The organism is Streptomyces sp. NPDC006872 (assembly GCF_040635845.1).
In the GTDB taxonomy this organism is placed as follows: domain Bacteria; phylum Actinomycetota; class Actinomycetes; order Streptomycetales; family Streptomycetaceae; genus Streptomyces.
The window spans coordinates 1-13,483 of the sequence record NZ_JBEYIL010000003.1 but is presented as its reverse complement, the minus strand read 5'-3'; the positions used below and the strand labels follow the sequence as shown (position 1 = coordinate 13,483).

Below are 13,483 nucleotides of genomic sequence, written 5' to 3'. Positions count from 1 at the left end.
CGGTCATGCCCGGCCCCCGCTCACGTGTCCGCCGCCCCCGCTCGGCAACCCGACGGCAAACCTGATGACCCGCGTCCGTGCCCCGGCGACAATGACCGTGTGCGGTACAGAATCCTGGGCGTCACCCAGACAGCGGACGACCAGGGCAGCGCCGTATCCGTCCCCGGCGCCCGGCTCCGCGCCCTGCTCACCGCTCTGGCCCTGCGCCCGGGCCGGCTCACCGCCCCGGGAGACCTCATCGACGAGGTCTGGGCCGCCGACCCGCCCCAGGACGCCCCCGCCGCCCTCCAGGCGCTGATCGGCCGTCTCCGCCGAGTCGTCGGCAAGGACGCCGTCGTCTCCGCCCCGGGCGGTTACCGGCTCGCCGCGACCGAGGACGACGTCGACCTGTTCGTCTTCGAGCGGCTCGTACGCCAGGGCACCCAGGCCCTGCGGCAAGGCGACCCGGCCACCGCCGCGCGCACCCTCGACGAGGCTCTCGCCCTCTGGCGCGGCCCCGCCCTCGCCGACCTCCCCGACCGCACCCCGGCCGCCCGCCCCGAAGCCCTCCACCTGGAGGCGGCCCGCGCCCGCGCCGAGGCGGACCTCCTCCTCGGCCGCGCCCGCGAAGTCCTGCCGCGCCTGACGGAACTGTCCGCCACACACCCCTACGACGAACCGCTGCACGCCCTCCTCATCCGCGCCCTGCGCGACACCGGCCGTGACGCCGACGCCCTCGCCGCATACGAGACCGCCCGCCGCACCCTCGCCGACGGCCTCGGCGCCGACCCGGGCCCGGACCTGCGCGCCCTCCACGCCGAGCTCCTGAACCACCCCGAAAGCCGCCCCCGGACGACCTCCCTCACCGGTCTCGCCCCGCTCCGACTCCCGCCACGGACCGGCAACATCCGTCCGCGTCTTACCTCTTTCGTGGGCCGGGAACCCGAGCTCGACGCCATCCGTTCCGAATTGCACAGGGCCCGTCTGGTCACGCTCACCGGACCGGGCGGCTCTGGAAAGACCCGTCTCGCCGAGGAAGCCGCCGCCGGGCTCCCGCAGGCGTGGCTTGTCGAGCTGGCGCCGCTCGACCGGCCGGAGGCGGTGCCCGGCGCGGTGGTCAGTGCCCTCGGTCTGCGCGAGACCGCATTGATGACCACCGAGCCGGCGACCCCGCAGGGCGACCCGGTCGCCCTGCTCGTCGAGTACTGCGCCCCGCGCAGCCAACTCCTGATCCTTGACAACTGCGAACATGTCATCGACGCGGCCGCCGCCCTCGCCGAGACGCTCCTCACCCGCTGCCCGGAGCTCACGATCCTCGCCACCAGCCGTGAACCCCTGGGCGTGCCCGGCGAGTCGGTCCGCCCGGTCGAGCCCCTCCTCCCCGACCAGGCGCGCCGCCTCTTCACCGAGCGCGCGGCCGCCGTCCGCCCCGACGCGGCCGCCCTCCTGCGGGACGAGGAGGCGATCGCGGAGATCTGCCGACGGCTGGACGGGCTGCCGCTCGCCATCGAACTCGCCGCCGCCCGGCTCCGGCTGCTCACCCCACGCCAGATCGCCGACCGCCTCGACGACCGCTTCCGCCTCCTCACCTCGGGCAGCCGTACGGTCCTGCCCCGCCAGCAGACCCTGCGCGCCGTCGTCGACTGGTCCTGGGACCTGCTCGACGAACCGGAGCGCACGCTGCTGCGCGAGCTGTCCGTGTTCGCGGGCGGCTGGGACCTGGAAGCCGCGGAGGCCGTGTGCTCCGGCCCGGTCGCCGACCTGGTCGGAGCGCTCGTCGACAAGTCCCTCGTCGTGGCCGCCCCGTGCCGGCGGGACGGCGGCGACGACATGCGCTACCGCATGCTGGAGACGATCCACGAGTACGCCACCGAGCGCGCCGCCGAACTCCCGCACCGCAGCGCGGCGGCCGAACGGCGACACCGGGCGTGGGTGCGCGCGCTCGTCGAGCGGGCCGACCCACTGCTGCGCTCCGCCGAGCAACTTCCCTGGATCTCCCGCCTGGAGACCGAGCTGGACAACATCCGCGTGGGCCTCCAGCGCGCGCTCATGGCGGGCGCAGAAGAGGAGGCCGCCGCCCTCTGCCTGGCCATGGGCTGGTTCTGGTGGCTCCGCAACCACCGCATCGAGGGCGCCGAGTGGACCGACCGCAGCCTGCGCCTGGGCGCGGTCCTGGACACACTCCAGCCCATGCGCGAGGGCGACGCCGTCGTCCCCGCCCTTCCCGTCCCCGCCGACCTCGCCGCCCGCATGGCCGCCGTGGACCCGGTCGACGCCTTCCTCGACGAGCCCACCACGACGGACGACGACGCCCACCCCGAGCAGGGGCACCAGCGCCCGAGCGGCCACCGGCACCCGCACCCGCACCGCATGAACCTGCGGATGCAGCACCTGTTCCTGTTGTCCGAGGGGCCGAAGGACGTGGCGGAGAACCCGCGCCGCCGGGAGTACCTCGCCCGCCTGCGCGCCGCCTACGAGCCGGGCGGCCCGCAGTCGGCGCGGATGCCCGGCATGCTCTGGCCGCTGACGTCCTTCCAGCTGCGGGACACGGTGGACGCCCGGGGCATCCTGGACGCGGCCGTCGCCAACTGCCGTGCCCACGGCGGCGACTGGGAGCTCGGCTGCACCCTGATGTTCCGCACGCACATGGTCGTCGACTCGCCCGGCGGACTGCACGGGGTGGACGATGACCTGGCGGAGCTGCGGCTGCTCAGCCTGCGCGTCGGCGACCGCTGGATACGGGCCCAGGTGTGCGGCGCGGCGGGCGAGGCGGCGATGGCGCGCGGCCGCTTCGCGGAGGCGGAGCAGGAGTACCGCGAGGCGCTGCGGCTCGCCCATGAGGTCGGGGCGTACACCGAAGCGCCGTTCCTCATCGCCCGGCTCGGGGAGATCGCCTTCCGGTCGGGCCATGTCGACGGCGCCATGGCGGCGCTGGACGAGGCGAGCAGCGCCGCCGACCGCCACGGCCTGCCGGACGTCCGGGCGTTCGTCCTGCTGATGCGCGGCTACATCGCGCTGCAGCAGGGCGATGTCGCTCACGCGCGCGTGCTGTGCCAAGAGACCCGCGCGGCGATCGGGGAGGGCACACCGCCGCCCCAGTTCAAGGCGGCGCTGGGCATGCTCGACGGCGACCTCACGGCCGTCGAGTCCGGGCCGGAGCACGGTCTGCCGGTGCTCGCCGACACGCTGCGGCAAGCGGTGGCCGACCAGTGCGCCGAGGCGATCACGGCGTCGATCGTGGACACCGCGGCGGACCTGCTGGCCCGGTTCGGCGACTTCCCTCGCGCGGCCCGTCTCCTCGCGGCCGCCGACGGACTGCGCGGCCCCTATCCGCGTCCCGCACCGGAGCACATCCGGGCCGAGCGGACCGAGGCCGCGGCCCGCGAGGCCCTGGGCGCCGAGCGCTACGCGGCCGAGCGCGCCCTGGGCAAGCCCCTGACCGCGACCGACGCCCTGCACGAGCTCACGGAGGCCATGCGCCGCCACCCCTCGGCGGCCGAGCAGCCGCGCGCTCCCCGGCCCTCAGCCCCTACGAGCAGGTGAACCTGGACTCCGCCCAGTCCGCGAGTGCCACCGAGTCCAGGTGACCGTGCGGCTCAACCACCAGGCGCACGCTCGTGCGACCGCTGAGGTTCACATGGACGGGCACGGCCGGGTCGCCGCCCTCGATCACCCCGGACGACCAGAGCCGGTTGTCGTCGGCGTAGACGGAGAAGGAGACCTTGCCGAGCTTCATCATCAGGTCGTCGACGCCGACGAACGCGTCGTAGGAGGTGCACTTCCGGTTCAGGTCGACGGTGACCGAGGAGTGGCCGTACACGGTCACCCCGGGCGCGTACTGCCGGTCCGCGATGGACAGCGCGTTGCGCTGCCACACCCAACTGCTGCCGCGGAGCCGGATCTCGGGCCGGGTGCCGTCGCCGTGGACGTCGAAGGCGAGCTCGCTCAGCTGGTAGACGACCGGGGCGGGCGGAGGCGTCGGCGTCGGCGTGGGGGTCGGGCTGGGCTTCGGAGCCGGTGCGGGCGTCGGGGTGGGCGTGGGTGTCGGCGTCAGCGTCGGGGTGGGCGTCGACCTGGGGGTCGGCGTCGGGGCCGCCACCGGGACGATCGCCGGCGGCTCCGGCTCAGCTTCCTCAACCGGCGCAGGCGTCGGGGTGGGCGTGGGTGTCGGCGTCGGCTCCTCGGGCCGCGCGACCGGCGCCGGTGCGGAGGCCGGCGGTCTGGCCTCCGGCTGCTCGGCCGGGCTGTCGTTGCCGACGAGCGCGAGGGCCACCACGGCGGCCGCCACCGACACCACCCCTGCCGCGATACCGGCCTTCACGGGCGCGCCCAGCCCCTCGGAGGCCGCCGCCCCGCCTCCGGAGCTCGCCCCGCCGGAGGAACCGCTTGCCGCGGCGGCTGCCCCCGCGGCGCCCGCGGCCCCCGCTCCGGTACCGCCGGCGATGAGCGCGAGCGCCTTGGCGTACCCGGCGGCGCCGAACCAGCCGATGACCGCGATCGGCACGACGGCCGGGATGCTGCTGGCGACCTCCTCGATCTGGAGGGCGGCCAGCCGGCACTTGGCACACTCCTCCAGGTGCTTGCGCAGCCCCCGTTCCGCGCGGGTGCGCAGCCGACGGCGGGCGTAGGTGCCGAGCTGGTCGGCGTAGCGGGCGCACTCCTCGTCGCTGGTGAGGGTGGCGCTGACATGGGCCTGGAGGTAGGCCTGCTTGAGGCCCTCGCGGGCCCGGCTGGCGAGCACGCGCGTGCCGTTGGCGTCGAGGCCGAACAGCATGGCGACCTCGCTCGGCGACTCGTCCTCGACCTCCGTGTGCCACAGCACCGCCTGCCAGCGCTCGGGCAGCGAGCGGAAGGCCTGCATGGCCATGGACTGCTCGGCCTCGTGCATCGCGCGCACATCCGCGCCCAGGTCCAGCGTGTCGTCGTCGGACAGCTCCGCGGGTCGGGCGGACTGCGCCGAGAACATCGCGAAGTCGTCGACGAGCTGCTCCCGCTTCGCCGACCGCGTCCAGCCCGCGGCCACCCGTCGGACGGAGGTGAGGAGATAGGCGCGGACGGCGTACTCGGGTCCCGAGCCCCCGCGCACCGCCTGGAGCATGCGGGCGAAGACCTCGGCGGTGAGGTCGTCGGCGGTGTGGGCGTCCCGGCAGCAGGTGCGGGCGTAGCGGCGCACGGCGTCGGCATGTCGCCGGTACAGCTCCTCGTACGCCGTGTCGTCGCCCGAGCGCATCCGGCCGATCAGGTCGGTGTCGGCGGGGGGCACGTCCCGCGGCGGCGGCAGGATCCCGTCGGCACGCCACTCGCGCTGCGCCGGAACAGTGCCCTCCGACGGATACGGATCGGCCTGAGGACCCTCCCGACCGCTCACGCGTCTGCCCTGGTTCGGTACCTGTGGCGAGGTCGGGCCGTCGGCCTTCGCGTCACCGTCACCGGATGAACCGAGTGACTCGTCCTGACCGTCAACGCTCATCGCGGAAAGCCCCCGCCGCCTGCCCAACAACCAGTCCCGACCACCGGGTCAGAGTGCCATATTGGCTTTTGGTCAGTACCCCGTCGGGCGGGCCGTCCACTCGTCCGTGGGGACTTGTCGCAGTCCAGTACTAAGGTTCACCCATACGGGGAAGGTTCAACTGTCGTTCTGTGGGCAGGAGTTGAGCCGGCTGCTCGAAATATCCCGAATGTCCAACCCCTGTCCAGTGCGGTGGACGGGAGGTGGGGGCGGCGCGGCACCCCCCACCCACAGTCACCCTTTCGAGCTCACGAGGACCGGGACCGCAGGCCCTCCAGCAGGATGTCCAGCAGTCGCGCGGAGGCCGCCGCCTGCTGGGCCGGGTCCGGCAGCGAGGGCGCCGCCGTCGCGATGACCAGCAGCACATCCGACACCGACACGTCGACGCGCAGCTCGCCCGCCTCCCGCGCCCGCTCCACGAGCCGGCCCACGACCTCGAGCAGCGCCGCGGCGCCGGTGTCGTCGACAGCGGCCGTCGTGCCGTCCTCCGGGACGAGCCGCAGTTCGCCGCCGCCCGGCTGGGTCCGCTGCTGCGGCACCCGTGCCTCGCCGGCCGACCCGCCCTCGGCGCCGTCCTCCGCGACCCCGACGCGCAGCACCTGCGGCGGCAGCAGCCGCCCGGCGCCGGACGCCACGGACGTCCGCAGGAAGCGCGACAACGCCGACCACGGTTCGTCCTCCTGGCCGAGCGCCGTCCGGGCCTGGTCGGTCAGCCGAGAGGTCTCCTCCTCGGCTATGCGCCGCACCAGGACGTCCTTGCTCGGGAAGCGCCGGTACACCGTGCCGACCCCGACGCGTGCGCGCCGCGCCACGTCCTCCATCGGAGCGCCGTACCCCAGCTCGCCGAACACCTCCCGCGCGGCCCGCAGTACGTGTTCCAGATTGCGCTGTGCGTCCACGCGGAGCGGCGCTGTGCGCGCGCCCTCTCCGCGTCCGTTGCCCATTGCCGTGCCGACCGCACCGACCGCGCCGCCGGTTGCGAGCGTCGGCGCGGACGACCAATGCGAGTTCTGAATGTGCATGAATGATCCCCCGGTAATGACGTCTCCCCCCGGAGACTTTCCCCGCCATAGAAATCCGGGGCGTGGAACACAGGGGACGGCGGCCTCCTCGGGCCCGCCCGTCGCAGACCCGCAGAGCGCTTCCCCCTGACACCCCGTCGACATACGAACATAGTTGAGAGGCAGTCAATTCAGAAGGGGCAGGTTCCGCACGGAGCGCCCCCCGATCGGAGTACGGGTCGTATACGTCCCGATTGAGCCCCATCCCCCACCCCGGCGCACACCCGCTGACCTGCGCTCCTGATCCGTACTCCGGTGTTTCGGCCAACCCGGGGCGCGGCCGACTCGCGGTCACACAAATTGTCGAGGCTGTGGACAAACTCCGGCGGCCGGTGCGTCATGGGGGAGTGAAGGAACGTGCGCGCATTCTCGTTGTCGGCGGTGGCTACGTCGGGATGTACACGGCCCTGCGGCTCCAACGGAAGCTGCAACAGGAACTCGGCCGGGGCGAGGCCGAGATCACGGTCGTCACACCCGACCCGTACATGACCTACCAGCCCTTCCTGCCCGAGGCGGCCGCGGGGTCCATCTCCCCCCGGCACGTCGTCGTGCCCCTGCGCCGCGTCCTGCCGCACTGCCGGGTCGTGGTCGGCGAGGTCACCGCCGTCGACCACGCCAAGCGCACCGCCACCCTCACCACCCTCGCCACCGACGAAGAGGGCACCGGCCCCCAGCAGCTGGCGTACGACGAACTCGTCCTCGCGCCCGGCTCCGTCTCCCGCACGCTCCCCATCCCGGGCCTGGCCGACCACGCCATCGGCTTCAAGACCGTCGAGGAGGCCATCGGGCTGCGCAACCACGTCATCGAGCAGATGGACATCGCCTCCTCCACCCGCGACCCCGCCATCCGCGACGCGGCCCTCACCTTCGTCTTCGTCGGCGGCGGCTACGCGGGCGTGGAGGCACTCGGCGAACTGGAGGACATGGCGCGCTACACCACGCGCTACTACCACAACGTCAAGCCCGAGGACATGAAGTGGATCCTGGTCGAGGCCTCCGACCGGATCCTGCCGGAGGTCGGCGCCGACATGGGCCGCTACACGGTCAGCGAACTGCGCCGCCGCAACATCGACGTCCGGCTGAACACCCGCCTGGAGTCCTGCGCCGACCGCATCGCCGTCCTCAGCGACGGCGCCCGCTTCCCGACCCGTACGGTCGTGTGGACCGCCGGCGTCAAACCCCACCCGCTGCTCGCCGCCACCGACCTTCCGCGGAACGAACGAGGTCGGCTGAAATGCACCCCCGAGCTGACCGTCGACGGCGTCACGCACGCGTGGGCGGCCGGAGACGCCGCCGCGGTCCCCGACGTGACGGCCGACGAGCCCGGCACGGAGACCGCCCCCAACGCCCAGCACGCCGTCCGCCAGGCCAAGGTCCTCGCCGACAACATCACGCGCTCCCTGCGCGGCGAACCCCTCCAGACGTACTCCCACAAATACGTCGGCTCGGTCGCCTCGCTCGGCCTCCACAAAGGCGTCGCCTTCGTCTACGGACGCAAGCTCAAGGGCTACCCGGCCTGGTTCATGCACCGCGCGTACCACCTCAGCCGCGTGCCCACCTTCAACCGCAAGGCGCGCGTGCTCGCCGAATGGACCCTCTCCGGCCTCTTCAAACGGGAGATCGTCTCCCTGGGATCACTCGAACATCCCCGCGCGGAGTTCGAACTCGCTGCCGGTGGAAAGCCTTCTGAGGAGTCTTCCGACGACCCGAAGGGGTCGTCCTGACGGATCCAGGAACTCCACCGGCCGCCCCCACGTATGACGAATGTCGGCCCGGACGGCGGCCACACTGCCAGACTGCTCCCTGCTCATAACCCCTCCCGAGCCCTCCCCCGAGCCTTTTCCCGAGCCCCCTTTCGAGTCCCTCCCGAGCCCCACCCGGCGGGCCACCGCCCGCCCCGCGACCCACGAGGCTGTTTCCCCGTGCTCCACACCCCGGGTGCTGTAACAATGTGCGGCCACCGCCGCGCGGCCCCCGGAGCCCAGGCCGGGCCCGGAGCCGGCCGACGACGACTACACGAGGCAAGGATTCGTGAACTTCACGCGCTGGAGCGCCCGGCTCCCCGGAACGCAGCGCCGCGCCGCCGCGCGAGCCGAGCACCCGGTCACCACCACGGACCGGCGGAGCGAGGGCTCGGTCCCCGCGGCCCGCGCCGAACAACTCACCGACGAGCCGCCCCCGGTGCCCGCGGTCGACGAACTCCCGGTCCGTGAGGTCCTCGACCGGGTCCCGGCCCTCGTCGCCCTCGTCCACGGCCCCGACCACCGCCTCGCCTACGTCAACGACGCCTACGCGGCGGCCTTCGGCGTACGCCCCTGCGGCGAACCGGCCGCCGAAGCCCTCCCCGAACTCCGCGACCTCGGACTTCTGCCCCTCCTCGACCAGGCCCTGCGCAGCGGCAAGCCCCGCACCCTGAAGTCACGCAAGGCGCCCGACGGCCGCTCCTACACGTTCACCTGCACCCCGGCCGCCGAGGACAACGGCAAGGGCACCGTCCTGATCTTCGCCACCGACGTCACCGACCACGCCGAAGCCGCCGAACGCCTCAGAACCAGCGAACGCCGCCAACGCGAGACGGCCGTCACCCTCCAGCGCTCCCTTCTCCCCCAGGAGCTCGAAGAGCCCGACGACCTGCGCATCGCCGCCACCTACCAGCCCGGCGGCACCGAGGCCGCGGTCGGCGGCGACTGGTACGACGTCATCACCCTCGGCGGCGGCCGCACCGCCCTCGTGATCGGCGACGTCATGGGCCGAGGCGTGCGCGCGGCAGCCGTCATGGGCCAGCTCCGCACCGCGGTCCGCGCGTACGCCCGCCTCGACCTGCCCCCGCACGAGGTCCTCCAGCTCCTCGACGGCCTCGCCATGGAGATCGACGCCAACCAGATCGCCACGTGCGTGTACGCCATCCACGACCCGAACGAGGGCCGACTGGTGTACGCCTCCGCAGGCCACCTGCCCATCCTGGTCCGCGACGAGAACGGCACCGTCCTGCGCGCGGCCGAACCCACCGGCCCGCCCCTGGGCACCGGCGGCTGGATGCACGCCTCCGGCTCGATCCCCCTGGGCCCCGGCTCGACGGCCGTCCTCTACACGGACGGCCTGGTGGAGCGCAGGGACGAAGACCTGGACGAAGGCATCGCCTCCCTGGAGCGCGCCCTGGCCGGTGCGACCGGCACCCCCCAGGTCGTCTGCGACCGCCTGGTCCGCTCGGCCGGCGTCACCGCCGACCACGACGACGACGTCGCCGTCCTCGTCCTGCAGCACCCGGCCCGCACCGGCCCCGACGGCGAGCTGTTCCGCAACGCGGCCCTGGAGCTCCTCGGCGGGGTCGAAGCGGCCCCACGCGCGCGTGCCTTCGCCTCCGGCGTCCTCACCAGCTGGCGCTTCCCGGCCGACCTGCACGACCTGGGCGTCCTCGCCACCAGCGAACTCGTCGCCAACTCACTCCAGCACGGCACCCCGCCCATGCGGCTGCGCCTGCGCCGCACCGACCGCCGCCTGATCATCGAGGTCACCGACGGCGACGACCACCTCCCGCGCCGCCGCCGCGCGGAACCGGGCGACGAATCGGGCCGCGGCATCGCCATCGTCGCCACGATCGCCTCCAACTGGGGGAGCAGACGCACCCCGGGCGGCGGAAAGGCGGTGTGGTGCGAGTTCGTCCTGCCGAAGCCCGACGGAACGACCTCCCCCGCGCGCGGCACCTAGGCGAACACGCCCCCCGGTGCTAGTAGCTCCCCATGGCAGACGCAACGGGCTTTCATCTCACGGGAAGCGCCCCCCAGCGCTACGAACACTACGTCGCGCCCCTCATGGCGCCCTTCGTCACCGCACTCGTGGACGCCGCGGACCTCTACCCCGGCGCCACCGTCCTCGACCTCGCCTGCGGCACGGGCTTCGCGGCCCGCGCCGCCGCCGCACAGGCGGGCCCCACCGGCCGGGTCGCCGGCGCGGACGTCAACGAGGAAATGCTCAAGATCGCACTGGCGTGCCACCCGCGCCTCTACCCGGACATCGACTTCACGGCCGCCCCCGCCCACGACCTCCCCTACCCCGACGCGGCCTTCGACGCCGTCCTCTGCCAACAGGGCGCCCAGTTCTTCCCCGACCTCGACGCGGCCCTGACCGAGACGGCCCGCGTCACCCGCCCCGACGGCCGCTTCGCCGCCACGGTCTGGGCCCGCCTGGACGACTCCCCGTACTTCACGGCCCAGTACCGGGCACTGGAGCGGCACGGCACCCCGGAGGCGGCAGCGGGCTACCGGACGGCCTTCATGGCCGCGGACCGCCTCACCAGCGCCCTCGATCGCGCCGGCTTCCGCTCCACCGCCCACCGCGACCTCACCTTCGCCATCACCCTCCCCCCACTGGAGGACTACGTCACCGGCCACCTCTCCGCGATCCCCTGGGGCCAGACGCTCGTCGAAGCCGGCGGCGAGCAGGCCCTCACCAGCGTCGCCGACACGATCCGCACCCACCTCCCCGACGACACGACGACCTTCCCCTTCACGGCGACCCTGGTGACAGCGGTCCGCTGACCACGCGGAAGGCGGCCGTCGTCCCTTCGGACCACGGCCGCCTTCCACACGGCGAACCCTCGGGCGTCAGGCCTCCGCGCCCACAGGCTCCACAGCGGCCCCACCCCTGGCCACCACCCGCTTCCGCACCAGCCACGGCTGATCCTGGACGGCGGTCAGCTGCCGTCCCAGCCGCAGCGCGAGGTAGGTGATCCCCAGCGAGAACAGCAGGAACGTCACGATGTACGGCGCGTGCAGCGAGGCCCCCATCGGCCCGCCCACCGCCGGCCCGACGGCCAGCGCAAGCTGCTTCACCAGGGCGAACGCCGAGTTATACTGCCCCGCCATCCCCTCCGGCGCGAGATCGGCGACCAGCGGCGCGACCGTCGGCGACAGCATCGCCTCACCCAGCCCGAACAACGCGTAGGTCGACACGAACGCGGCCGTCGCCATCGCCTGACTGCCGTGCCCGAGCCCGGCGTACCCGGCCACGACCCACGCGACAGCCCAGAGCAGCCCGACGGCCGCGATCACCCGCGACCGCTTCTGCCGCTCGACGAACTTCAGCACGGCGAACTGCGCGATCACGATCATCGCCGTGTTGGCGGCCAGGGCGCTGCCGAGGGCGGACGTCGAAATCCCGGCAGCCTCGACCCCGTACGCGCTGAGCCCCGACTCGAACTGCCCGTAGCAGGCGAAGAACAGCACGAAGCCCAGCACACACAGCTGCACCATGGCCCGATTGCCGAGCAGCTGCTTCCAGCTCCCCCTGGCGGACCGTGGGGCGTCCCCGACCTTCGGAGCGTGCGGCAGCCGCACCGTCGACAGCACCACGGCCAGCAGCAGGAACATCGCGGCCTCGATGGCGAACAGCAGAGTGAAGGAGGAGACGCGCGTGGTGTCGACCAGATGCCCGCCGATCAGCCCACCCACGCCCAGCCCGAGGTTCTGCAGAAAGAACTGCGTCGCGAACGCCCGCGACCGAGTCTCCGCGGTCGAGCAGTCCACGATCATCGTCGCCAGCGCCGGCTGCATCACGGCCTGCCCGGCCCCGAGCGCGGCCGCGGCGGCCAGTACGGCCGTCGCGTTCCCGGCCAGTCCCAGGCTCAGCGCACCGAGCGCGGCGGTGACCAGGGCGGCGAGCAGGACCGGCAGTGGGCCGCGGTGCACGATCGCCCGGCCGGCGAACGGCAGCACGATCAGCGCGGCCACCGCGAAGACGGCGAGGACGAGCCCCGCCGTCATGGACCCCAGCCCGCGTACCTGCGCCACATAGACGTACAGGTAGGGGACGGTGAAGCCGAGCCCGAACGCGCTGAGTGCGTTGCCCACGTGGATCCGGCGCATCGCTGCGCCCATCGCCCTGGTCACGTTCACCTCTCTCATCTCTCAAGCAGTGCGGTTGGTGATGGTCAGTACTTCTACTGCCTCAGTACTTAGAACCGAAGACTTCGAAGCTAAAGTTCGAACCTAAACTGTACATCTCGAAGGACTTCGATGCGAACGAGCGACGTGCGATAGTGGCCACATGGGCGACACCCCCGGCAGCGCCGGTACGGGCGTCGGCGGCGAGCCGACCCTCGAAGAGCAGATCGCGGCCTACCAGCGCGAGTTCCGGGACCTCGACCCGCAGATCGAGAAGATCGTCTCGGCGCTGTCCCGCCTCAACCGCCGGATGAACGTCGCGTACGGCCGCCAGACCGCGGACCTCGGCATCAGCAACGCCGAGTGGGAGGTCCTCAAGGCCCTCGTCCTCTCCGGCGCTCCCTATCGCCTGGGCCCCAGCGACCTGGCCAAGCGCCTCGGCCTCACGCCGGCCGCGATGACCCACCGGATCGACCGCATGGTCGCCGAGGGACTGGTGACCCGTGAGCGGGACGAGTCCAACCGGGTCCGGGTGATCGTGGAGCTGACATCCGAGGGCCGCGAGAAGTGGCTGGAGGCGATGCGCATGGCGACGGTCTTCGAGGAGGACCTCCTCCAGGACCTCTCCGCGGAGGAGCGCACGAACCTCGGCGAGGTCCTGACCAGGCTTCTGCGCCGGGTGGAGCACGCCCAGCCGGACGCCGGCGGTCGGCTCAGCGACCTCGATTAAAAGATCTTGACAGGGGGCGCTTGACGCCACCGGGCGAGGTAAGTAAAGTTCTCCGGGTTGCCACGGAGCCGTAACGGTTCTTCGGCAGCACCTCCGTCGCACTGGCGACACCACAAACCATCAGCACGATCTCCCCACGGGGTTGAATTCGGCGTGCCCGAATTCAATTCGATTTGGGGCCGGCAGCTCGATTAGGAGCTGCCGATCGGATCCGCTAAGGTTTGAGACGTCGGAACGGCCCAAGGGCCGCGAAGACAACCCCCTCTGACTGGGAATCAGCGCCGAAAGGATCTGATAGAGTCGGAACCGCCGGAAAGGGAAA

8 protein-coding genes are annotated in these 13,483 nt (G+C 72.6%); 5 read left to right on the top strand and 3 right to left on the bottom strand.

The window, feature by feature from the left end; all coding sequences use genetic code 11:
- Positions 1-99: 99 nt before the first annotated feature.
- The gene (locus ABZ725_RS08975) at positions 100-3,522 is read left to right on the top strand and encodes a BTAD domain-containing putative transcriptional regulator (protein WP_358802089.1); all 3,423 of its coding nucleotides are present in this window, start codon (positions 100-102) and stop codon (positions 3,520-3,522) included.
- On the opposite strand, the gene ABZ725_RS08970 is transcribed toward ABZ725_RS08975, so the two are convergent.
- Entirely contained in the window at positions 3,509-5,449 is a 1,941-nt protein-coding gene (locus ABZ725_RS08970; RefSeq protein ID WP_358802088.1) for a sigma-70 family RNA polymerase sigma factor, read from the bottom strand. The two genes, ABZ725_RS08975 and ABZ725_RS08970, sit on opposite strands and share 14 nt — an antisense overlap.
- Before the next feature lie 287 nt (positions 5,450-5,736).
- The gene (locus ABZ725_RS08965; RefSeq protein ID WP_358802087.1) at positions 5,737-6,510 is read right to left on the bottom strand and encodes a helix-turn-helix domain-containing protein; all 774 of its coding nucleotides are present in this window, start codon (positions 6,508-6,510) and stop codon (positions 5,737-5,739) included.
- A 386-nt stretch (positions 6,511-6,896) separates the two neighbouring features.
- Between ABZ725_RS08965 and ABZ725_RS08960 the strand changes: the two genes are divergently transcribed.
- From ABZ725_RS08960 to ABZ725_RS08950, 3 genes are all read left to right on the top strand, one after another.
- Positions 6,897-8,273, top strand: coding sequence for an NAD(P)/FAD-dependent oxidoreductase (locus ABZ725_RS08960; protein WP_358802086.1), 1,377 nt, complete (start codon positions 6,897-6,899; stop codon positions 8,271-8,273).
- Between the two features lie 307 nt (positions 8,274-8,580).
- Positions 8,581-10,257: a SpoIIE family protein phosphatase gene (locus ABZ725_RS08955; RefSeq protein WP_351910903.1), complete on the top strand. Its 1,677-nt coding sequence runs from the start codon at positions 8,581-8,583 to the stop codon at positions 10,255-10,257.
- 32 nt (positions 10,258-10,289) lie between these two features.
- On the top strand, positions 10,290-11,087 hold the full coding sequence (locus ABZ725_RS08950; protein WP_358802085.1) for a methyltransferase domain-containing protein: 798 nt from the start codon (positions 10,290-10,292) through the stop codon (positions 11,085-11,087).
- A 66-nt stretch (positions 11,088-11,153) separates the two neighbouring features.
- Here the strand turns inward: ABZ725_RS08950 and ABZ725_RS08945 are convergent, their stop codons facing one another.
- Positions 11,154-12,452: an MFS transporter gene (locus ABZ725_RS08945; RefSeq protein ID WP_358802084.1), complete on the bottom strand. Its 1,299-nt coding sequence runs from the start codon at positions 12,450-12,452 to the stop codon at positions 11,154-11,156.
- Positions 12,453-12,594: 142 nt separating this feature from the next.
- Here ABZ725_RS08945 and ABZ725_RS08940 point away from each other — a divergent pair, with 142 nt between their 5' ends.
- On the top strand, positions 12,595-13,161 hold the full coding sequence (locus ABZ725_RS08940) for a MarR family transcriptional regulator (RefSeq protein ID WP_358802083.1): 567 nt from the start codon (positions 12,595-12,597) through the stop codon (positions 13,159-13,161).
- Positions 13,162-13,483: the final 322 nt, after the last annotated feature.

Coding starts and splice junctions, on each gene's coding strand:
- ABZ725_RS08970 (WP_358802088.1), bottom strand. CDS start 5,449: ATGAGCGTTGACGGTCAGGACGAGTCACTCGGTTCATCCGGTGACGGT.
- ABZ725_RS08940 (WP_358802083.1), top strand. CDS start 12,595: ATGGGCGACACCCCCGGCAGCGCCGGTACGGGCGTCGGCGGCGAGCCG.
- ABZ725_RS08945 (WP_358802084.1), bottom strand. CDS start 12,452: ATGAGAGAGGTGAACGTGACCAGGGCGATGGGCGCAGCGATGCGCCGG.
- ABZ725_RS08965 (WP_358802087.1), bottom strand. CDS start 6,510: ATGCACATTCAGAACTCGCATTGGTCGTCCGCGCCGACGCTCGCAACC.
- ABZ725_RS08950 (WP_358802085.1), top strand. CDS start 10,290: ATGGCAGACGCAACGGGCTTTCATCTCACGGGAAGCGCCCCCCAGCGC.